This window comes from Zoogloea sp., assembly GCF_017302315.1.
GTDB lineage: Bacteria > Pseudomonadota > Gammaproteobacteria > Burkholderiales > Rhodocyclaceae > Zoogloea.
Window position 1 is genome coordinate 126,449 of record NZ_JAFLDT010000002.1, and the last position, 20,764, is coordinate 147,212.

Consider the following 20,764-nt stretch of genomic DNA (forward strand, 5'->3'; position numbering starts at 1 on the left):
GCCCCATTCAAGGGCGTAACGCGCAGTCGTCCCCGTGAAAACCGGCCATGGATCGGTCGGTGGTTTCGAAGAGGACGCCCATACGCGGTGGCGGAGTGCCTGCAACATCGGGGCTCAGGCGGCCGGGTTGGGAGATGGGTCAGTGGCGACCGGAGCGGGGACGGTTTCGACGGGCCCCTCCGATGCTACGGCGAGGGCCGGGGGCAGTTCCTCCTCATCCAGCTCAATGGGCTCACCACTGGATGCTGCCAGGGTTTCCAGATAGGTGGCGCGCACTTCGACGTCGATGAGGTCCGTACTGTCGATGCCGAGGCGGACCCGCGTGCCCGGGGGAAGGGTGGGCATTGACGGCACCTTGAAGATCAGGGGAATGTCTTCAAGACGCACCAAGCTTTCCCGCAGCACCCGCGCATTCATGTTCGGATGGCCGGCCTGGCGCAGCCAGCGCAGACACCAGTAGCGCTCCATGCCGCGCTGGAAGTCAGCGTAGGCGGCGTAGGTCAGTTCGAAATCGCGCATGGCGGCGATCAACTCGGGTGACTTGGGGGGAAAGGCCGGCTCGGTACCCTGCAGCCAGGCGATGAGCTGCCATTGATTGACCAGATCCACATAGCGGCGCAAGGGGGAGCTGGACCATGCATAGCAGTCCACACCCAAGCCCTCGTGGGGCGCCGCGGCCGTGGTCATGCGGACCTTGCCGCCGGTCTGGGCGCGATACAGGGCCGGGATGCCGGCGTCAGCCAAGGCCTTGCCCCAGGTGCTGTTGGCCGCAATCATCAGTTCGGCAACGAGCTTGTCGAGGGGCGAGCCACGGGCGCGGCGGCCGATTTCGATGCGCCCGGGGCCGTCCGGGGTGATCTCGCTCCAATCCACGCCGAAGTTGTAATCCACCAGATTCTGGTTGGCGGCGGGCTTGCCCCGGCCGGCCTCAAGCACGGTGGCGAGTTCCCACAGCAGCGTCAGTTCGACCTTCCACGGGAAGTCCGGCCCGCCGTTGGTGAGGGTGGTTTCGTTGAATACTGGCTCAATGTCGTGGTGGCGCAGGTTGGCCACCACCGGGACACGCTCGATGCAGGAGTGCTTGCCGCTGATGATCAGGTCGCGGCTCACGTCTAGGTACAGGGAGAGGGCGGGGCAGTCGCGGCCTTCGCCGAGGGTGAAGCGCCCGACAATGCCCTCGGGCAGCATGGTGATCTTGTTGCCCGGCATGTACACGGTGGACAGGCGCTGGCGGGCGATGCCGTCCAGACCCGATGTGCGGCCGAAGCCAAGGCCCGGGGCTGCAATATGGATTCCGATGCGCCAGCCGGCGGGGGTGGGCGTGACCGAGAAGGCGTCGTCGATCTCGGTGGTGGCCGCGTCGTCGATGGAGAAGGCACGCACGGTGGCAAGGGGGAGTTCGCCGGGCTCCACGGGTTCGTCAACTGGCGGAAAATCGGTGCCGTCGGGGAAGTGTTCGAACAGGAAGCGGTCGAAGTGCAGGTCGTGGGAGGTCGCGAGGGCGCCGCAGGCAAGCATCAGCCGGGCCGGCGACTGCCCACTCTCGGCGCACGCGGCCTCCAGGGCCTTGGTTTCCAGGCGATTGCGGTCGGGCTTGTACAGCAATTGCCGGACCAGGGGCTTGAGCTCCTCGGGCAGGTGGCCGGCGAGCAGCTCGTCGCGCATGCGTTCGATGGCTGCCGCCTGAAGGCGCTTCTTCTCGAGGCCGGCCAGGGCAGCCTGGAGGATCTCGGCGGGGGCCTTGCGGAAGCGTCCCCTTCCCTTGCGGTGGAAGTAGATGGGAGAGGCATGGAGGCGCAGCAGGATGGCCGCGGATTCCACCGGGGTGGGCACATGGCCGAAGTACTCCCGGGCGAACTCGGTGAAGGCAAACTCCTCGTCACCACAGGCTTCCCACAGGAATTCCGTGTCGAAGCCCTCGGCCTCGGTTTCGGCCTGGTCGAGCAGGTCGCCGGCTGAAGGCTGCGCGAAACGCATCAGCACGTCCTTGCTCTTCAGTTTGAGGCGCTTGCCGTGGGGTGTTTCCACCTGCAGGGAGGCGTCGTTGTCGGTCAGGATGGTGCCGGTTTTGAAGGCACCATCCTCTTCGAAGAGCAGATTCATGGGACGGTCGGGCTGGAAAACACCCGATTATAGCCAAGCCGGCTGCCACCCCGGATGAAAGCGCTGTCTGACTGAGCCTCAGGCCTCTGTGACCGGGGCGAATCCGCGGATCAGTCCGATCAGGATTTCCTCGTCGTAGGGCTTGCCAAGGTAGTGATTGACGCCGATTTCTTCCGCATAGCGCTTGTGCTTGTCGGCTGTCCGGGAGGTGATCATGATGATCGGCACGCCCTTGAGCTTGCTGTCGGCGCGGACGTTGCGGGTCAGGTCGAAGCCGTCCATGCGTGGCATCTCGATGTCGGCGATGATCACATCCGGCCGGACAGTCAGCAATTGTTCGAGGGCGTCCACGCCATCCTTCGCAGTGATCACGCGGTAGCCTTCCCTTTCGAGCAGTCGACCGGTGATCTTGCGGACGGTGAGGGAGTCGTCCACCACCATCACGGTGGGGTGACTCGGCGCCTGAACCGCGGTCTGCAGCGTGACCTCGTCGCCGGCAGCCGGGCTTCGGGCGGCCAGGGCCACCGGGTTGAGGATGAGCACGATCTCGCCATCGCCAAGCACCGTGGCACCGGAGTAACCCACCATCCGGGCGTACTGGGGCCCCGCGTTCTTGACCACCACTTCCTGGTTGCCGCGCAGGGCGTCCACATGCAGGGCGACGGTTTCACTGCCGGCGCGCAGAAGCAATACCCAGTTGAAGCGCTCGACCTGGGGCATGGATTCGAAATCCCCCAGCAGGCGCGGCAGGTAGCGGTAGCCGAAATGCTCGCCGAGCCACTCGGTACCCTGATCCGCCCTCAGCTTTTCCAGGGCTGCCGCCTTGAGTTCGAGCACCTGGGCCACCATTGAGGACGGAATGGCGAAGGTGCGGTTGCCCGCACGCACGAGCAAAGCCTGGGTGACTGCGAGGGTGAGGGGCAGGTGGATACGGAAGCATGTCCCCTGGCCGGGCGTGGTGTCGACGCTGATGCGGCCGCCCACCGCCGCGGTCTCGCTCTTGACCACATCCATGCCGACACCCCGGCCGGCCAGACTGGACAGGCTGGCGGTGGTGAAGCCCGGAACGAAGATCAGGTTGGTCAGGCGCTTGTCGTCGGCTTCCTCTCCGGGCCCCAGCAGGCCGGTTTCGATGGCCTGGGCACGGATGCGGCCGAAATCGAGTCCCGCTCCGTCATCGCGGAACTCCATCACCACCTCGTTGCCCTCGTGGGACACCCGCAGATTGATCTGACCAATCTCGGGCTTGCCGGCGGCACGCCGTGCGTCGGGCGGCTCGATACCGTGGGCCACGGCGTTGCGGACAAGGTGGCCAAGGGGCGCCGTCATCGCGTCGAGCACGCTGCGGTCGATTTCGATCTGGCCACCAATGATGTCCAGGTTGGCTCGGCGGCCAACTTCCTTGGCGGTCTGCCGCACCAGCCGGTAGAGACGTTCGGCCAGGCTGTCGAAGGGCACCATGCGCACATGCATCAGGGACTGCTGCAGTTCGCGCGCCATGCGGGACTGGGCGTGGAGCGCCGATTCAGCGCCGTCGAGATTCTTGAGCAGGTTCTGCTGCACCGTGGTGACGTCGCCGACGCTCTCCGCCATCATCCGGGTCAGCTCCTGGAGGCGGGTGTAGCGGTCCATCTCCAGGGGGTCGAACTCGGTGTGCTGGGTCTCGACCTGGGAAAGTCGGGACTGCATCTGAGTGTCGGCCTGGATCTCCACTTCGCGTAACTGGTTGCGCAGGCGGATGACGTTCTCGGTGAGGTCGAGCAGGGAACGGCGCAGGGTGCGCAGTTCGCCCTCGATGCGAGTGCGCGCGATGCTGATTTCGCCCGCTTCATTGACGAATTGGTCGATCCGGCTGGCTTCGACCCGTAGCTGGACCCGGGCACCCGGCGCGGCCACATCGCCAGACTGAACTGGCGCAGTCTCTTCGTTTGTCGTACCAGCCGCCGGACTTTCGGTGACTACCGGGGGGGGCTGTTGCAGGCCCTCGAGGGACTGACGGGCCTGATCCAGCGCGCTCTCGAGTTCATCGATGATGCCCTGCCCGGACGGATCCTGGCTGCGTGCCCGCTCGAGCCGTGTTTCCAGTTCGTGCAGGCTCTGTCCCAGGCTCATGGCCCCGACCATGCGCGCGCTGCCCTTCAGGGTGTGGAGGAGGCGGGCGACACCGCTGGGGTGACCGGCCTCGGCCGGGTTGTCGCGCCAGCTACGAAGAGCTGCGTCGAGGCTGTCGAAGAGTTCGTTGCCTTCATCGAGGAAGATCGGCAGCAATTCCGGGTCAAGCTCGTCGCGCAGGGGTGCGCTGATCACTGCCGGGGTGTCGACGGTGCGGGGAGGCGCGGGCTCAATGCGGCCCGATGGCTCAGTGGGCGCTGCCGGATGAAGCGCAATCACCTGCGCCAGGTGAGGCTCGAGAATGCCATCGAGTTGATCGGCAAGATCGGGGGCGGGCTCGGGTAGCTGGCGGCTGGCCAGTTGGACAAGCATGCTTTCGAGGGCCGAGGCGGCAGCATTGAGCGTGCCCGACTGGGGGACGCTAGGGGCCTGATCGTGGTCGGCCAGTCGCTGCTGAGCCAGTTCGAGGGCCTTGGCGAGTTGTTGGGGGGCCGTAAAGTGGGCCGTGCCCGAAATGCCTGCCAGGGTATGGGCGGCGCGGATGGCGCTGCTGGTGGGGATCAGGCTGGGGTTGACCGACAGGCGGGCAAGCTCGTGCCGCAGGGTGGCCACATGCTGGCGGGCTTCGGCGAGGTAGAGGTCGAACAGGGGGCGGGACAGGGTGACGTTGCCCAGGCGAATCTCGTCCGGGTCAAGCACTTCGTCCTGCAGGGAGCTGTCGTCCGGAGTTTCATCGAGCTCGATGAGCTCGGCGTCGTCTCCCGGCACCCCATCGTCGCCCCCGATGTCATGGGGGTGGTCTGCGGAGTCGATCCTGTTAAGCGGAGGCTCCGGCTCGGCGATTTCGATCGTCTCGATATCATCGATCGCGTCGATGACGACAGGGGACATGGGCTCCGTGGGGGCGGAAAAACTACGCTGTTCCGCCTCGTCAGGCGCCTCTGCCATTTCTTCGCCGATCCCTGCCGGTAGTGCGATCTCCGCAAGCTCGGGGGGCAGGTTTGCGGTGACGTCCGTGGCCGCCATGGTGAGGCTCGGGTCGTCGACGGGGCTTGGGGTGGGTTCGGTGCCGGGGGCCGGGGGCAGATCGAAGCTCAGTTCCAGAGCGGCATCCAGCTCGTCCGGCAAGGGAGCTGCAACGGCACTCGTGTCGTGGGCGGCGCCCTCGGGCTCGGCGGGCACCGGGGAATCGACAAAGGACAGTTCCGGGAAGTTGATGTCGAGGACTTCTTCGGGACTCGCTTCCGCGCTTTCGACGGGCAGGTTCAGGCTGGTGGCGGCGAGGTCATATTCGGAGAGGACGACTGTCGCTTCGAGGTCGACCTCCTGGGCGTCATTGATGGGGGCATGGCCAGCAGGCTCATTTCCCGCCCAGTGGCCATCGGCAAGTGCCGGAATGTCGATGACATCCGGCGTGGTGGGTGCGCTTGCAGGTGCAGGCGGCTGATCTGCTTCTTCGTCACCACGCAGGCTGGCCGATTCGGCGAGCAGGTCGGTGACGTCGCGCTGCGTGCCTGCGCCTGACTGGAGCTGCTCGATCCACCCGGAAAACTCGGCAAGCGCCCTGCCGATCAGCCCGAAAAGCTCGGGCGTGACGGGCAGTTCAAGGCGGAGCCAGTGATTGAGCGTCTGCTCGATGCTCCACGCAGCTTCGCCAAAGTCTTTCAGACCGACCATGCGGCCGCTGCCCTTGAGGGTATGGAAGCTGCGCCGGATGGTGGTCAGGACTTCGTGATCGTCAGGACGCTCGTCAAGGAGGAGCAGGTTGCTGGCGATGGCCGCCCGGACGTCCACAGCTTCCTCGATGAAGATGTCCAGCAGTTCGGCGTCGATCTCGGCCTCGCTGGCGTCGAGCAGGCGCGTCGCTTCCGCTGACAGGGCAGGTGCTTCGGGGTTGGCCGACAGGGGGACTGCGGCGCTGAAAAGCTCGCCGGCATCGAGCATGGTGAGGGCCTGGCGGGCCTGCTTCTCGAGTTCCGAATTGGCGGTGAGGGAGGCATCCTGACGGAGGTTCTCCAGGTTGAGCTGCAGCTCGGTACGGAGTCCGAAGTCATCCGGATTGTCCTGGAGGGCGGCGGCGAGGGCTGCGGTGTCACGCCTCTGTTGGTCGAGTTCGGCTTCGATGCTTGCGCTCGATAGCGTCTCAGCGGCTTGATCCGGGCGCAGGATGCGCTCAAGGTCGGCGGGGCCATGCTGCAGGGCTTCGATATAGACACCCAGCGCCGAAAGGCGATGGGCAATCTCTTCAAAAGCGGCGGTGCCGGGCTCTTCACCGACCGCGGACAGCGCGGCAATGCGGGCTGCGGCATCCTGCAGCAGGCGTACCGCGCCGTCCTCGTTCATCACCGAGAGGGCGCCCTCGATCTGCTTGAGGGGCGCTCGTACGGCACCCAATACGTCCGTCTGGCTCGGGGCGCGGAAGAAGGTGTCGAGGCTTTGCTCAACCTCCCCAAGGCTCGTGAGGATCTCGTGGGCAAGCTGTCGGCTGACCTGCTTGTCTTCGGATTCGGGCTTGAGGATGGTCAGCGGGGGCAGGCGTTCTCCCCGCCGATGGGCACCCAGGCGGTCGACCAGGGTCTGGAAGGGGGCACCTTCCGGTAGCGGCTGTCCGTGGGCATCAAGCTGGGTGTCGACCAGTAAAAGCAGGGTCGCCACGTCCATGGACATGGCTTCGGTGAACAGTAGGGGATCCTGGCGCAACCATAGGGCCAGGTCGACAAGCGTGTCCAGGACATGGGCGATCTCGGGCTGATCGAGTTCGCGGGCCTGCTCCGCCAGTGGCGAAATGGCTTCCTGGAAACGCGGCAGGCCGATGGCGCCGCCCTTCGAGAACTGGGTCCAGGCGTCCCGGGCGTCGCCAAGCCCTTCGCGAAACTTGCGCAGCATCGGCGCCAGTGGCGTGTCGCTGATCTGGCGGTTGCTGGCGGGGAGCAGTCGCGCGAGCCCATAGGTTTCGCGCACGGCACAGATGGTGGAAGACTGGGCCGAGGTGGTCGCGACATGGTAGAGCACGTCGCGCATCAGACGCTCGGCAACCATGCTGGAGCCTTCCATGACCCGGCGCATCTGGGCATCAATGCGTCCGCACAGACGCTTGGTCGCAGGATCAGCGGGAGCGTCGGGATGTTCCAGGGCTTCGAAGAAGGCGGTCGCGGCATACCAGAAGGCGCGCGACGTCGGCACGCCCTGGAGGCTTTCGATCCCTGCCACGGCTTCCCGCATCTCCTGCGGTCCGGCGGGATCCTGGGCATTGCGGAACCACTTCAGGAGACCCCGTTCGAAGCGCCCCCGCAACGCACGCAGTCGCTTGGGATCCTCCGTGGTGTCCGCGGGGCAGGCAAAGGCCGGGCGGAGCGTCAGATCGGGGAAAAACAACTCTCCCGGGGTCGGGGCTTCCTGTCCGCGGGCTTCGGCAAGTTCGGTGTAGAGGTCGAGCAGCTTGAGGGCCTGATCTGGCTGGCCACGGGTCAGTTCGTCAAGATAGTTGCCGATGGCGGCGATGCAGCGGGTGGCCAGTCGGGCCACTTCCGGGGTGTAGGACACCTGTCCGCTGGCCATTTCGCCGAGCAGGCGATCCAGTTGCTCCGAGAACTGGGTCAGTCCGTCCAGCCCCACAATGGAGAGGGCGCCGTGGGCCTGGTGCAGGTGGGTCTGGGCGAACTTGATCCGACCCAGGCGGTCCGGGGCTGAGCCGGCTTCGGCAAGCGCCGTGGCCGACCGTTCGAGGGCCAGGTCGATTTCGCCTTTGACCCAGGTCAGCGGACCGAGGTCGAATTCATTTGCGGAGCTCATCGATGGGTCTTGGTCGGTTTCCGTTCCAGGAGGGATGCGGCGTGGCTCAGACCTTGAAGCCCGAGACAGAGCCTTTCAGTTCGACAGCCAGATCAGCCAGCTCACCAATGGAGACCGCCGTCTGCTGAGTGCCGGTGGTGGTACGGTCGGTGATGGCAAGGATGCTCTTCATCTTCTCTGCCACCTGGGTTGCGGCCTTGGCCTGGATTTCAGTACTGACCGAGATGCGCTCAATGAGCTCGGCCGTTTCGGCGGATACTCGTTCGATCTCGGCAAGTTCCTGGCCCGCCGTCTCGGAGAGGTGAGCGCCGTCCACCACGTCACGGGTGGCATTCTCCATGGCCGCCACGGCATCGCCGGTGTCGGTCTGAATCGTCTTCACAATGGCGCCGATCTGCTTGGTGGCTTCGGCGGAGCGTTCTGCGAGGCGCTGCACTTCTTCTGCCACCACCGAGAAGCCTCGACCCGCTTCACCGGCCGAGGCGGCCTGGATGGCGGCATTGAGGGCCAGTACGTTGGTCTGTTCGGTAATGTCGGAGATCAGTTCCACGATTTCACCGATCTCCTGGGACGACTCACCCAGGCGCTTGATGCGCTTGGAGGTTTCCTGGATCTTTTCGCGGATGTCGTTCATGCCCTTGATGGTGTCTTCCACCGCGGCGGCGCCCTTCTGGGCTGCCTCAAGGGAACGGCGGGCCACCTGGGCGGACTGCAGGGCGTCTTCGGACGCTGCACTCATGGAACTGGCCATGGTCTGCGCCGTTTCGCCCGCGAGACGCAGTTCCTGGGCCTGGCGCTCGGTGGCGGCGATCAGTTCATCCGAAGTCAGCTGCGCGGATTCGGTGGCGGTGGTCACGCGGATGGCGGCATCGTTGATGCGGCGTACCAGCACGGAGAGTTCTTCAATGGTGTAGTTGACGGAGTCGGCAATGGCGCCGGTGATGTCCTCCGTGACCGTGGCGCGCACGGTGAGGTCACCGTCGGCAAGGTCACCCATTTCGTTCATCAGGCGCAGGATGGCCTGCTGGGTGCTGTTACGTTCCGCTTCCGCGGCTTCCTTCAGGTGTTCGGCGGCAAGGCGGCGGCGCGCAATGTCATCGTTGTAGGTCTTGGCCATCAGAACGAGGCAGGCCAGCGTGGCCAGGGCACAGAGCACGATGGCCAGGCTCACCCAGGTGAAGAAGCCGGTATAGGCGCGGCTGTAGCCTTCGGCCAGGGCTGTGGTCTTCTCGAGCAGCTGGCCCGAGTTCTGGAAGATCTGGCTGCCTGCCTGCTTGGCCTGCACCAGGCGCTGGATGCTGCCCAGGATGGCGGTGACGGAGGCCAGATTGTCCTTGCCGACACTCTCCAGTTCGGCCAGCTTGCCTTTCGCGTCGTTGCCGTCGGCGGTCATTTTCTGGAGCTGCTCGATCTGCTCGCGGAAGGTGTTGGTGTCCTTGCCCAGCAGGAAGGCCACTTCCGGATCGATGGCGTTGGCAACCAGCAGTGCATTGGCATTCTTGGCGATCCGCTGGGTCAACATCACCACCTGGTTGGCCACGGCGATTTCCCGGGCCGATGCGCCACCCTGCAGTTTCAGCGCGGCGACCTGCTCGGACAGTTCGAGCAGTTGGGGATTCTTGGTGTTGATGGTGTTCACCGCCTTGCCCAGACTGGCCAGGTTCTTCTCCTGCTCAATCAGGCTGCCGGCGTCCTTGTCGGTCTTTTGCCACAGCTCGGTAACCGCGGCCAGTTCGTCAGTCACGGCGCTGCTGCCGCCGGGAACCGAGGAGCCTTCCACTTCGCCGCCGTCGGTGACGGCACTGAGCAGCGCGGTGAATTGCTGCCGACTGTCCTTCAGTTCGGCAAACGCGGCGGGCTCGCCCTGCAGGGCAAGCTGGCTGGCTTTTGCAAGCTGTTGAGAGAGGGTGCGCATCTGGCCGGCGGCCGTCACGTAGGCAGTGCCGAAGCCGCTGACGCGAATCTGGTAGAGCACGAAGCCGATGGTGAGTGCCGCAAAGATCAGGAAGGGGATGCGCAGCAGGCGTAACTGTTCTGCGGCGCTCTTGCCGGCCAGGAATGGCAGGGAGGTCGTGGCATGCGCCGGATCGCCGGATTCAAGGATCGTATCTGCGTTGAGTGATGCTTTTTGGCTGCCGCTTCGCGACAGACCCGGTAGCTTGAATGCCATGGTCTTCCTTTTCAGCAGGCGAGGCCTGCTGCTCCTCCCGAATGGATATTCATGATCATGATTGTGCTGCGTCCAGAAAGCGCGGGTGATTCAGCAGATCGGCCACCTTCAGCCGTGTCCAGGAGGTGCCCCGGGCGTCCCGGAGCTGATCGCCTATCCAGGGGCGTTCGCTATCCGGGGGCGAGGGCTGCGGCTCGAAATCTTCGATAGAGCGCAGGCCCAGGGCTCGGGTGACGAGGAGCGCGCAGTTGAGGTCGTGCTTCACACCGACCAGCAGCAACCGGGCGTGCCCGACGGCTGCAATCGGCTGGTCCCCGTGGAAGGCCGCAAAGTCGACCACGCCGAAGATATTGCCACGCACGCTGGCGAGACCACGAAACCAGTGCTCGGTGAGGGGAACCGGGGCAAGCGCAGGGACCGCCAGGATTTCACCCGCTTCGGTGAGGTCCACCAGCCAATGACGCTTGCCGGCCTGGATGCCCAGAAAGGCCGCGGCGCGGGTGTCCCGCGCTTCGGCAAGGCGCCGGGCCAGCCCGGCCTGGAATTCGTGAAGACTGATCCGCTTTGCCATGCCGCCGTGTCCTAGCCGAACGCCCGGATCTTCTCGAGCAGTACCGCGTGGTCGAGAGGTTTGACCATGTAATCGAAGGCGCCTTGGCGCATGCCCCAGATCTTGTCGGTTTCAAGGCCCTTGCTGGTGCAGATGATGACCGGGATGTTGCGGGTGAGTTCGTCCCGGACGATGGTACGGGTGGCCTGGTAGCCGTTGGTGCCCGGCATGACCACATCCATCAGGATGAGGTCGGGGTGCTCGGTCTTGCTCTTGATCACGGCTTCGTCGCCGCTGTCGGCGGTGACGACCTGGTAACCGCTCTTCACCAGCATTTCCGAGAGGGCCAGTCTTTCAGTTGGGGAGTCATCTACGACGAGGATTTTCTTGATCGGCATGTAGGCGCGTCTCCGGGAGGTCAGTCTTTGGCGGCGGCCTGGCGTGCGGCGCCGGTGTGGCAGGCCACCGAGCGCAGCAGGCTTTCCTTCGTGAAGGGCTTGGTGAGGTACTCGTCCGAGCCGGCGAGGCGTCCGCGGGCCCGGTCGAACAGGCCGTCCTTGGATGACAGCATCACGACTGGCGTGGACTTCAGCCGCGCGTTCTTCTTGATCAGGGCACAGGTCTGGTAGCCGTCGAGGCGCGGCATCATGATATCCACGAATATGAGGTCGGGGGCGTGGTCGGCGATTTTTGCGAGGGCGTCGAAGCCGTCCTCCGCCAGCACCACCTTGCATCCGGCCTGGGCGAGAAAGATCTCGGCACTGCGGCGGATGGTGTTGCTGTCATCAATGACCATGACCTTGATTCCGCTGAGATTCACCTTGCTCCTCCGGTGTCCGTAAAGATGGGCTTGCGGACGTGCGTTGTCATGCTGTCTGAGGGACGACGGGCCTTCAGATTTCCACCATTTCGAAGTCGTCCTTGCGGGCCCCACACTCGGGGCAGGTCCAGTTGGGCGGAATGTCCTCCCAGCGGGTGCCCGGTGCGATGCCCTCGTCTGGGGAGCCGGTTTCCTCGTCGTAGATATAACCGCAGATCAGACACATCCAGGTCCGGTAGTGGGGATTTGCCATGGGGGTGCGTTGCGATGATTTCGGCTAGAATCTTCTGGATCGTGAATGGTAGCGCAGTCGCAGTTAAATTTGTGCGTCCTCGGTTCTCCCAATGACTATAAACCGCAACGATCCCAATCCCCCGCTGGTTCTTGTTTTCGCCGCTGCCGATCCCACCGGCGGCGCAGGCATTCAGGCCGACATCATGACGCTGGCCGGCATGGGATGCCATGCCCTGACGGTCATCACCGCGCTGACGGTTCAGGATACCGCCGGCGTGGAGGACGTCCTGGCCATTGATGCCGATTTCGTTGCCGAGCAGGCCCGTGCGGTCCTGGAGGACATGCCGGTTCAGGCCTTCAAGCTGGGTGTGCTGGGCAGCGTGGACAACATTGCCGTGATCGCCGAGATCATCGCTGATTATCCCCATATTCCCGTGATCGTCGATCCGGTGGTGGCGTCCGGTCGAGGCGATGAGCTGGCCTCGGATGCCATGCTCGAGACGCTTTGCGAACTCATCCTTCCCCAGGCCACGGTCATCACCCCGAACACCATGGAAGCGCGCCGTCTGGCGGCCTGCCGTGCTCCGGCCCATGCGGATCCGGAGGCGGGAACCCAGTCGGATTGTGCCGCGGTGCTGATGGAGACGGGGTGTGAGTACGTGCTCATCACTGGTTCCCACGCCCATACGCCGCAGGTGGTGAATACCCTGTACGGCAGTGGCGGAGTGATCCGTGCGGATACCTGGGAGCGTCTGGGGGGCAGCTACCACGGCTCGGGGTGTACCCTGGCCTCGGCGGTGGCGGCTGCGCTGGCCCATGGGCTCGACATGCCCCAGGCCGTTTACGAGGCCCAGGACTTCACCTGGCATTCCCTTGCCCACGCCTTTCGGCCAGGGATGGGTCAGCACATTCCCAATCGCTTCTTCTGGGCATGTCCTCCAGACGAGACCGGGGCCTGACCCATGAGCCTGCGCGGTTTGTATCTCGTGACGCCTGAACTGGCGGATACCGGCGCCTTGTTGGGCGCGGTGGCCCGTGTGCTGTCGGCCCGCCCGGCCATCGTCCAGTATCGCAGCAAGCTGGTTGATCCGGCCTTGCGCGGGGAGCAGGCCTGCCGCCTGCTTGCGCTGTGCCGACAGGCCCGGATTCCATTGGTGATCAATGACGATCTTGCCCTCGCCCTGGAGATCGGTGCCGACGGTGCCCATCTGGGGCGGGACGATGGCGATCTGGCTGGCGCCCGGAAGGCGCTGGGCCCGGCCCGGATCCTGGGTGCCAGTTGTTACGGCGAGTGGGCGCGTGCCGAAGTCGCCGTGGCCGCAGGCGTGGATTATGTTGCCTTCGGGGCCATGTTTCCCTCGTCCACCAAGCCGCAGGCGCCCCTTGCCCCCCTTGAAATGCTGACCCGCGCCAAGGCCGAGTTCGGCCTGCCGGTGGCGGCCATTGGCGGCATCACCCTCGACAACGCGCCATCGCTGATCGCTGCCGGTGCTGATTTGCCCGCCGTGATCAGTGACGTGTTTTCAGCGCCCGACCCGGCTGCCCGTGCGGCGGCCTATGCCGGGCTGTTCGATTGACCTCTCAGGAAGCTCCCGCATGACCAGTCGCAACGAAGAACTCTTTGCCCGCGCCCAGCGCACCATCCCGGGGGGCGTCAATTCGCCGGTCCGGGCCTTCCGCTCGGTGGGCGGCACGCCGCGCTTCCTCAAGAAGGCCCTGGGTGCCCGGGTGTGGGATGCGGATGGCAAGGAATACCTTGATTACGTGGGTTCCTGGGGGCCGGCGATTTTGGGGCATGCCGACCCGGTGGTGGTGGAGGCGGTGCGGGAGGCCGCCCTGGAGGGGCTGTCCTTTGGTGCGCCCACCGAGCGCGAGATCGAGATGGCCGAGCGCCTGTGCGAGCTTCTGCCCAGCCTGGAGATGGTGCGCCTTGTGTCCAGTGGCACCGAGGCCACCATGAGCGCCATCCGCCTGGCCCGGGGCTTCACGGGGCGGGATGCTATTGTCAAGTTCGAGGGCTGCTACCACGGCCATGCCGACAGCCTGCTGGTCAAGGCCGGCTCCGGCCTGCTGACCTTCGGCAACCCTTCGTCGGCCGGTGTGCCGGAAGACTTTGCCAAGCACACCATCGTGCTCGACTACAACAATCCGGCTCAGCTTGAAGAAACTTTCCGGGAGAAGGGCGACGCCATCGCCTGCGTGATCATCGAGCCCATCGCCGGCAACATGAACCTGGTCAAGCCGTCGGCCGAGTTCATGCACCTGCTGCGCCGCCTGTGCACCGCGCATGGTACGGTGCTGATCTTCGATGAGGTGATGACCGGTTTCCGCGTCGGGCCGCGGGGGGTTCAGGGCCTGTTCGGCATCACCCCCGACCTCACCACCCTGGGCAAGGTCATCGGTGGCGGCATGCCGGTGGGGGCCTTTGGCGGGCGTCGCGACATCATGCAGAAGATCGCTCCCCTGGGGGGCGTCTATCAGGCCGGCACCCTGTCCGGCAGCCCGGTGGCGGTGGCGGCGGGGCTGGCCAGCCTCAACCAGATCGCCCGACCGGGCTTCTATGAAGTGCTCACGGCCCGCACCGAGCGCCTGGTGACGGGCCTCAATGCTGCCGCCGAGAAGCACGGCGTGCGCTTCGTGGCGGATTCGGTGGGCGGGATGTTCGGACTCTACTTTGCTGCCGGTGTGCCTGCCAGCTATGCCGACGTGATGGCCTCCGACAAGGACAGCTTCAACCGCTTCTTCCACGCCATGCTGGAAGCGGGGCATTACTTTGCGCCGTCGGCCTTCGAGGCGGGCTTCGTCTCGGCAGCCCATTCGGAAACAGACATCGACTCCACCGTCGCGGCGGCGGATGCCTGGTTCGCCGCCCATCGGGGCTGATGCAAAGGGGCGGCGGCGGGCTTACATCAGGAAGATCGTCGCCAGCCCGAGGAAGATGAAGAAGCCGCCCGAGTCGGTGACGGCGGTGATGATCACGCTGGAGCCGACCGCCGGATCCTGACCCAGGCGGTTGCGTATCATCGGCGCCATGACCCCCACGAAGGCCGCCACCAGCAGGTTGAGGGTCATGGCGGCGGTCATGACCGCGCCGAGCTTGCCGCTGCCGTAGAGTATCCACGACAGCACGCCGAGCAGGCCGCCCCACACGATGCCGTTGATCAGGGCCACGCCCATCTCCTTCTTGATCAGCCGGCTCAGGGCGTCGTCCTGGACCTGACCCATGGCAATGCCGCGCACGATCATGGTGATGGTCTGATTGCCCGAGTTGCCGCCGATGCCCGCCACGATGGGCATCAGTGCCGCCAGGGCCACCAGCTTTTCAATGGAGTCCTCGAAGGCGCCGATCACCCGGCTGGCGATGAAGGCCGTGACCAGATTGACGGCCAGCCAGGCCCAGCGGTTCTTCACCGAGTCCCACACTGGCGCAAAGATGTCTTCGCCCTCCCGCAGACCGGCCTGATTGAGCAGCTCGTTCTCGGTTTCTTCGCGGATGAAGTCCACCACCGTGGCCACCGTCACCCGGCCGACCAGTTTGCGGTGATAGTCCACCACCGGCGCCGACACCAGGTCGTAACGCTCGAAGGCCTGGGCAGCGGTCTCGGCTTCGTCTGACGGTTCAAGGGTGAGGGTGTCGGTGAGCATGATCTCGCTCACCTCGATTTCCGGGTCGTTGATGAGCAGCCGGTTGATGGGCAGCACGCCACGCAGGTGTTCGTCCCGGTCCACCACGAAGAGCTGGTCGGTATGGTCGGGCAGTTCGTCAAAGCGGCGCAGGTAACGCAGCACCACCTCCAGCGTCACATCCTCGCGGACGGTGACCATCTCGAAGTCCATCAGCGCGCCGACGGAGTCTTCGGGGTAGGACATGGCAGCACGCAGTTGCTCGCGCTCTTCCGGGTCGAGGCCCTGGTAGACCGCCTCCATCACCTCCCGGGGCAGGTCGGGGGCCAGGTCGGCGAGCTCGTCGGCGTCGAGCTGTTCGGCCGCGGCCCGCAGGGAGGCCGAATCCATGGCCTCGATGAGGGACTCCCGCACCGCGTCGGAGACTTCCAGCAGGATCTCGCCGTCCCGCTCGGCCTTGACCAGATCCCAGACGAACAGGCGTGCGTCCAGGGGCAGGGCTTCGAGGATGTGGGCGACGTCAGCCGAGTGCAGGCTTTCGAGCTTGTGGGTCAGCTCGTGGATGTGCTGCTTGTGCACCAGGCTTTCCACCAGATCATGCTTGGGCATGTCCTGGCGGTGAACGAGATCTTCCACCAGCTTGTGGCGGGCAAGCAGGTGCTGCACCTCGCGCAGGTGAATGTCGAGGTCATCGTGTTGCTGGAGATCGTCGGCTTCGGCCATGGTGCAGGTCCCGTGGGCGGCGGGGCGCCGGGCGGCGCGCAGGCTGCGGATTCTACGGCGTTTGCTGCGCCGCCGCGACGGGCATTTTCATCGTTGGACCGAGCGCCGCGCAGCGGGGGGTGTTCAGGGCCAGGCGCGGGCGCCGAACATCATGCGCTTGGCCACGAAATGGCGGGCCGGGGGGAGCAGGTCAAGGGCGAACAGGCCGGCACCCCGGGCATGCCGGAGGGGCGCTGCCGCGGTGCTGAAGAGTCGAACCAGGCCATCGGTGAAGCGGATCGTGCCCTGGCGGTCGAGGCGGCGTTCGCGGGCGTAGGCCTCCAGGTTGGCGGCGGCGCCAGGGTCGCCACCGGCCCGCAGCAGGATCCGGGCGCAGGTCCAGACGTCGCGGAGGGCCAGGTTGTAGCCCTGGCCGGCGACGGGGTGGAGGGTCTGGGCCGCATTGCCCAGCCACACGGTGCGCTGGCCGACGGGGTCGGGCCGGTAACGCAGCAGCAGCGGGTAGCGGGCACGTGGCCCGACCTTGGCAAAGCGCAGGCGGGTGCCGAAGTGGGCCTGCAGGCGGGCCAGGTAGGCCGCGTCGTCAAGGGCCATCAGGGCATCGGCTTCGGCCGGATCGGCGGTATGCACGATGGCGCAGTCGCTTCCGCAGGGCAGCACGGCCAGGGGGCCCTGGGGCGTGAAGCGCTCCCAGGCGCGGTTGCCATGGTGTTCCGCCGGGCTTACGACGGAGATCACGGCGTGCTGGCCGTAGTCCCGTTCCACCAGGCTGCTGTCGTCTACACCCTGGATGCTGCCCTCCGCGCAGGCCGCGAGCCGGGCAGCAAGGGGCGGGGCGTCGGCAAGGCTGAGGATCACGTCGTCGGCGCCGGCGGCCAGGCTGGTGACGGTGGCCTGGTCCAGGATCGGGATGCCGGCAGCAGCGAGGGCGTCATCCAGCGCGGCGGCCAGGTCGCCGGCGCCGGCCACGTAGCCTAGGGCAGGCTGACCGTATTCGCTGGCCTGCAACACCGTTCGACCGAGGCCGCCCTGATGGGAGACATGGATGGTCTCGATGGGCGTCGCCGGCAGGCGTGTCCAGATGCCGAGGCGCTCCAGGGTCAGGCGGGTGCCGTGGGACAGGGCCAGGATGCGCGGATCCTTGCGCGCGGCGCCACGGGGGCGGGCATCCACCAGCACGATGTCGAGGCCGGCATCCTTGAGGGCCAGGGCGAGGGTCATGCCCACCGGGCCGGCGCCGATGATGGCGATATCGTGGCGTTTCATGGGGTCGGGTTCCGGGGCATGGGTCAGGCAGGTTCGGCCATCAGGGCCTCGATGTCGGCCACGCTCTTGGGGGTGCCGGCGGTGAGGATGTCACAGCCGCTGTCGGTGACGAGGGCGTCGTCCTCGATGCGGATGCCGATGTTCCAGAAGGCTTCAGGCACGCCGTCGGCGGGGCGGATGTAGCAGCCGGGCTCGACGGTGAGCACATTGCCGGGGACCAGCGGCCGCCATTCGCCGGCGATCTTGTACTCGCCGGCGTCGTGCACGTCCAGGCCCAGCCAGTGGCCGGTGCGATGCATGTAGAACTGGCGGTAGCTGCCGGATTCAAGCACACCATCGAGGCTGCCCTGGAGCAGGCCCAGGTCGATGAAGCCCTGGGCCAGCACCCGGGTGGCGGCGTCGTGGGGGTCGTTCCAGCTGGCCCCGGGGCGGGTGACGGCGATGGCCGCGGCCTGGGCCGCCAGCACCAGCTCGTAGGCGGCCTTCTGGGGGCCGCTGAAGCGGCCGCTGACGGGGAAGGTGCGGGTGATGTCCGAGGCGTAGCCGTCGAGTTCACAGCCGGCGTCGATGAGCAGCAGGTCACCGTCCCGCAGCAGGCCGTCATTCTCCACGTAATGCAGCACGCAGGCGTTGGCGCCACCGGCGACGATGGAGCCATAGGCCGGTGCCTGGCTGCCGTGGCGGCGGAACTCGTGGATGAGCTCGGCTTCGATCTCGTACTCCCGGGCGCCGGGGCGGGTGGCGCGCATGGCACGGCGGTGGGCGCCGCCGGAAATGTCGGCGGCGCGGCGCAGGGTGGCGATCTCGCTGGCGTCCTTGATGAGGCGCATCTCGTCGATCAGGCTGCGCACGTCGCGGATCTGCGCCGGAGCCACGCAGCCCGTGCGCGTCTGGGCACGGACCCGGTTGAGGGCCTCGGTGACCCGGTTGTCCCAGGCCGGCTCGTAACCCATGGAGTGGAAGATGGCGGGCTGGTTGGCGAGCAGTATTGCGAGCTGGGCGTCCAGTTCGGCGATGGGGTGGGCCTCGTCGAAGCCGAAGGTCTCACGGGCTGCCTCGGGGCCGAAGCGGTAGCCGTCCCAGATCTCCCGTTCCATGTCCTTGCTGCGGCAGAACAGCAGGCTGCGTGGCGTGTCGCCGGCCACCAGCACCAGCACCGCCTCGGGCTCACGTAAGCCGGTGAGGTAGTAGAAGTAGCTGTCGAAGCGGTAGCCGTAGTGGGTGTCGCGGTTGCGTAGCTGCTCCGGCGCGGTGGGGATGATGGCGACGCCGCCGCCGGCGGCCTGCATGGTGGCCAGCAAGCGGGTGCGGCGGGCCTGGAAGGGGGCGATGTCGAGGGGCATGGCGGTGTCCGGTGGCGGTATGGGGGATGGACCGTGGAGGCGCGGGAATGTTGCGCGATCAGGTGGGGCGCAGGCTTGCGTCGAGTTCGCGCAGGCGCTCGGGCGTGCCCACGTCCACCCAGCGGCCGAGCAGGCGGGCGCCGCTGACCCGCTTGCGCGCCATGGCAGCCCGCAGCAGGGGGGCGAGCTTGGCCGGGGCGTTGGGTGACAGGCCGGCGAACAGGGCCGGATGGTAGGCGCCCAGGCCGGAGAAGGTGAGGCGGTCGCCGTCGCCCTCATGGACCAGGCCGTCCGGGGTGAGGCCGAAGTCGCCGTCCGGGTTGTGGGCCGGGTTGGCGACCAGCAGCAGGTGGGCGCAGCGCACCGGGTTGAGCTCTTCCGCAGCCCGCCGCAGGCCGGCGAAGTCGGCGTCGCAGAAGACGTCGCCATTCACCACCACGAAGGGCGCAGCGCCCAGCAGGGGCAGGGCGCGGGCGATACCGCCGGCGGTCTCGAGGGCACTGCGCTCGGGCGAGTAGGTGATGCGCACGCCAAAACGCGTGCCGTCACCCAGCGTGTCCTCGATCATCTGGCCGAGGTGGGCGTGGTTGATGACCAGGTCGACGATGCCTGCCGCCGCCAGACGCTCGATGTGCCACACGATCAGGGGCTTGCCGCCGGCCACCAGCAGCGGCTTGGGGCAGGTGTCGGTGAGGGGGCGCATGCGTTCGCCGCGGCCGGCGGCAAGGATCATCGCTTTCATGGTCGTGCGCTCAGAAGGAGTAGCCGACTTCGGTGACGGTCGGGTCGGTCTCCTCAAGGATGCGCAGCAGGGGTCGGAGTTCGCCGTAGCGCTCGCAGGCCTTGCGCAGGTAGTGGAGGACCAGGGGCATGTCCTTCAGGTAGCCGTCCTTGCCGTCCCGGTGGCAGAGGCGGGCGAAGATGCCGAGCACCTTGATGTGGCGCTGCACGCCCATCCACTCGTAGTCCCGGTGGAACGCGGCGAAGTCCGCGCGCACCGGCAGGCCCAGCTCACGGGCGGTTTCCCAGTAGCGGGCCAGCAGATCGAGGGTGAAGTCCTCTTCCCAGTGGATGTAGGCGTCCTTGAACAGGGAGGCCAGGTCGTAGGTCATCGGGCCGTAAACCGCGTCCTGGAAGTCGAGCACGCCGGGGTTGGGGGTGGACACCATCAGATTGCGGCTGTGGTAGTCGCGATGCACATAGACCCTGGGCTCCGCCAGGTTCACGTCGACGATGCGGTCGAAGACCTCGTAGAGCTGGGAGGTCTGCTGCTCGGTGAGGGTGATGCCCTTGTGGCGGCTCACGTACCACACCGGGAAGAGCTCCAGCTCCCGCATCAGCAGCTCGCGGTCGTACTCGGGCAGCACGCCGGGCTGGCTGGACGCCTGGATGCTCATCAGGGCGCCCAGGGCTTCGGCATAGAGATTGTGGGCGTTGTCCTTGGTCAGGGCATCCAGATAGGTGGTGCTGCCCAGGTCGGACAGCAGCAGGAAACCCTGCTCGAGGTTCTGGCGGATGACCTTCGGCACATGGACGCCGGTGGCACCGAACAGCTCCGCCACCTTGATGTAGGGGCGGCAGTCTTCATGGCTGGGGGGGGCATCCATGACGATCAGGGAGACGGGATCGTCAGCAAATGTAAGCCGGAAATAGCGCCGGAAGCTGGCGTCGGCGCTGGCCGGGGCGAGTGCGAAGGGGCGGCCGGGAAATTCGGCGGCGATCCAGGACTGGAGTTGTTGGCTTCGTTCCACGGGAGTCTGAGATGCGTTCGTGTAAAATCACGCAGTTTATCAAACCATGCGGTCGGCTCGCCGGCTGGTTCCTGCCCCGGGATGAAACCTCACACCCAGTTGCGCTTCCTGTCCATCGCCCTGTTCGCCCTGTGGGGACGAGCCGGTGCGGAAGACCTTCCGCCCTTCGTGGTCTCTCCGGCCCTGCTCGGCAAGCCGGCGGCGGCGCGTCCGGTGCCCCGTGCCCCCGGCACACCCACTGCGGCGCCCGCTGCCCGCTCGGTGCCGGTGCCGGCG

16 protein-coding genes are annotated in these 20,764 nt (G+C 66.3%); 4 read left to right on the forward strand and 12 right to left on the reverse strand.

The window, feature by feature from the left end; genetic code table 11:
* Positions 1–114: 114 nt before the first annotated feature.
* The 7 genes from J0L98_RS01470 to J0L98_RS01500 all read right to left on the reverse strand — a co-directional run bounded on the left by J0L98_RS01470 (position 115) and on the right by J0L98_RS01500 (position 11,773).
* A complete protein-coding gene (locus tag J0L98_RS01470) occupies positions 115–2,103 on the reverse strand; it encodes an RNB domain-containing ribonuclease (RefSeq protein WP_296409580.1) in 1,989 nt (662 codons plus the stop codon).
* Positions 2,104–2,181: 78 nt separating this feature from the next.
* Positions 2,182–8,007, reverse strand: coding sequence for an Hpt domain-containing protein (locus J0L98_RS01475; protein ID WP_296409581.1), 5,826 nt, complete (start codon positions 8,005–8,007; stop codon positions 2,182–2,184).
* 46 nt (positions 8,008–8,053) lie between these two features.
* A complete protein-coding gene (locus J0L98_RS01480; RefSeq protein WP_296409583.1) occupies positions 8,054–10,177 on the reverse strand; it encodes a methyl-accepting chemotaxis protein in 2,124 nt (707 codons plus the stop codon).
* A 55-nt stretch (positions 10,178–10,232) separates the two neighbouring features.
* Positions 10,233–10,748, reverse strand: coding sequence for a chemotaxis protein CheW (locus tag J0L98_RS01485; protein ID WP_296409586.1), 516 nt, complete (start codon positions 10,746–10,748; stop codon positions 10,233–10,235).
* 11 nt (positions 10,749–10,759) lie between these two features.
* Positions 10,760–11,125, reverse strand: coding sequence for a response regulator (locus J0L98_RS01490; RefSeq protein WP_296408784.1), 366 nt, complete (start codon positions 11,123–11,125; stop codon positions 10,760–10,762).
* Between the two features lie 20 nt (positions 11,126–11,145).
* Positions 11,146–11,547 (reverse strand): twitching motility response regulator PilG, encoded by a 402-nt coding sequence (gene pilG, locus J0L98_RS01495; protein ID WP_296409587.1) that lies wholly within the window; start codon positions 11,545–11,547, stop codon positions 11,146–11,148.
* A gap of 73 nt (positions 11,548–11,620) precedes the next feature.
* Positions 11,621–11,773: a rubredoxin gene (locus tag J0L98_RS01500; protein ID WP_296409095.1), complete on the reverse strand. Its 153-nt coding sequence runs from the start codon at positions 11,771–11,773 to the stop codon at positions 11,621–11,623.
* A gap of 118 nt (positions 11,774–11,891) precedes the next feature.
* On the opposite strand from J0L98_RS01500, the gene J0L98_RS01505 reads away from it, so the two are divergent.
* The 3 genes from J0L98_RS01505 to hemL are packed head-to-tail and all read left to right on the forward strand — an operon-like array spanning position 11,892 to position 14,664.
* Positions 11,892–12,740 carry a hydroxymethylpyrimidine/phosphomethylpyrimidine kinase gene (locus J0L98_RS01505; protein WP_296409588.1) on the forward strand — a complete coding sequence of 283 codons (849 nt, stop codon included), beginning with the start codon at positions 11,892–11,894 and terminating at the stop codon, positions 12,738–12,740.
* Positions 12,741–12,743: 3 nt separating this feature from the next.
* The gene (thiE, locus tag J0L98_RS01510; protein ID WP_296409589.1) at positions 12,744–13,358 is read left to right on the forward strand and encodes a thiamine phosphate synthase; all 615 of its coding nucleotides are present in this window, start codon (positions 12,744–12,746) and stop codon (positions 13,356–13,358) included.
* Between the two features lie 19 nt (positions 13,359–13,377).
* A complete protein-coding gene (gene hemL, locus J0L98_RS01515; protein WP_296409591.1) occupies positions 13,378–14,664 on the forward strand; it encodes a glutamate-1-semialdehyde 2,1-aminomutase in 1,287 nt (428 codons plus the stop codon).
* Positions 14,665–14,685: 21 nt separating this feature from the next.
* Here hemL and mgtE read toward each other — a convergent pair whose 3' ends face one another.
* The 5 genes from mgtE to J0L98_RS01540 all read right to left on the reverse strand — a co-directional run bounded on the left by mgtE (position 14,686) and on the right by J0L98_RS01540 (position 20,488).
* Positions 14,686–16,128, reverse strand: a complete 1,443-nt coding sequence (gene mgtE, locus J0L98_RS01520) for a magnesium transporter (RefSeq protein ID WP_296409592.1) — start codon at positions 16,126–16,128, stop codon at positions 14,686–14,688.
* 123 nt (positions 16,129–16,251) lie between these two features.
* Positions 16,252–17,394, reverse strand: coding sequence for an FAD-dependent monooxygenase (locus tag J0L98_RS01525; RefSeq protein ID WP_296409593.1), 1,143 nt, complete (start codon positions 17,392–17,394; stop codon positions 16,252–16,254).
* A 23-nt stretch (positions 17,395–17,417) separates the two neighbouring features.
* Positions 17,418–18,737, reverse strand: a complete 1,320-nt coding sequence (gene pepP / locus J0L98_RS01530) for a Xaa-Pro aminopeptidase (protein ID WP_296409594.1) — start codon at positions 18,735–18,737, stop codon at positions 17,418–17,420.
* A 58-nt stretch (positions 18,738–18,795) separates the two neighbouring features.
* Positions 18,796–19,470 (reverse strand): N-acetylmuramate alpha-1-phosphate uridylyltransferase MurU, encoded by a 675-nt coding sequence (gene murU / locus J0L98_RS01535; RefSeq protein ID WP_296409604.1) that lies wholly within the window; start codon positions 19,468–19,470, stop codon positions 18,796–18,798.
* Positions 19,471–19,489: 19 nt separating this feature from the next.
* Positions 19,490–20,488 (reverse strand): phosphotransferase, encoded by a 999-nt coding sequence (locus J0L98_RS01540; protein WP_296409595.1) that lies wholly within the window; start codon positions 20,486–20,488, stop codon positions 19,490–19,492.
* An 81-nt stretch (positions 20,489–20,569) separates the two neighbouring features.
* On the opposite strand from J0L98_RS01540, the gene J0L98_RS01545 reads away from it, so the two are divergent.
* On the forward strand, positions 20,570–20,764 hold a 195-nt coding region (locus J0L98_RS01545), incomplete at its 3' end, for a hypothetical protein (RefSeq protein WP_296409596.1).

Bases quoted from the DNA above. Each gene is read 5' to 3' on its own strand.
- J0L98_RS01470 (WP_296409580.1), bottom strand. From the start codon at position 2,103: ATGAATCTGCTCTTCGAAGAGGATGGTGCCTTCAAAACCGGCACCATC.
- J0L98_RS01475 (WP_296409581.1), bottom strand. From the start codon at position 8,007: ATGAGCTCCGCAAATGAATTCGACCTCGGTCCGCTGACCTGGGTCAAA.
- J0L98_RS01480 (WP_296409583.1), bottom strand. From the start codon at position 10,177: ATGGCATTCAAGCTACCGGGTCTGTCGCGAAGCGGCAGCCAAAAAGCA.
- J0L98_RS01485 (WP_296409586.1), bottom strand. From the start codon at position 10,748: ATGGCAAAGCGGATCAGTCTTCACGAATTCCAGGCCGGGCTGGCCCGG.
- J0L98_RS01490 (WP_296408784.1), bottom strand. From the start codon at position 11,125: ATGCCGATCAAGAAAATCCTCGTCGTAGATGACTCCCCAACTGAAAGA.
- J0L98_RS01500 (WP_296409095.1), bottom strand. From the start codon at position 11,773: ATGTGTCTGATCTGCGGTTATATCTACGACGAGGAAACCGGCTCCCCA.
- J0L98_RS01505 (WP_296409588.1), top strand. From the start codon at position 11,892: ATGACTATAAACCGCAACGATCCCAATCCCCCGCTGGTTCTTGTTTTC.
- thiE (WP_296409589.1), top strand. From the start codon at position 12,744: ATGAGCCTGCGCGGTTTGTATCTCGTGACGCCTGAACTGGCGGATACC.
- hemL (WP_296409591.1), top strand. From the start codon at position 13,378: ATGACCAGTCGCAACGAAGAACTCTTTGCCCGCGCCCAGCGCACCATC.
- mgtE (WP_296409592.1), bottom strand. From the start codon at position 16,128: ATGGCCGAAGCCGACGATCTCCAGCAACACGATGACCTCGACATTCAC.
- J0L98_RS01525 (WP_296409593.1), bottom strand. From the start codon at position 17,394: ATGAAACGCCACGATATCGCCATCATCGGCGCCGGCCCGGTGGGCATG.
- pepP (WP_296409594.1), bottom strand. From the start codon at position 18,737: ATGCCCCTCGACATCGCCCCCTTCCAGGCCCGCCGCACCCGCTTGCTG.
- murU (WP_296409604.1), bottom strand. From the start codon at position 19,470: ATGATCCTTGCCGCCGGCCGCGGCGAACGCATGCGCCCCCTCACCGAC.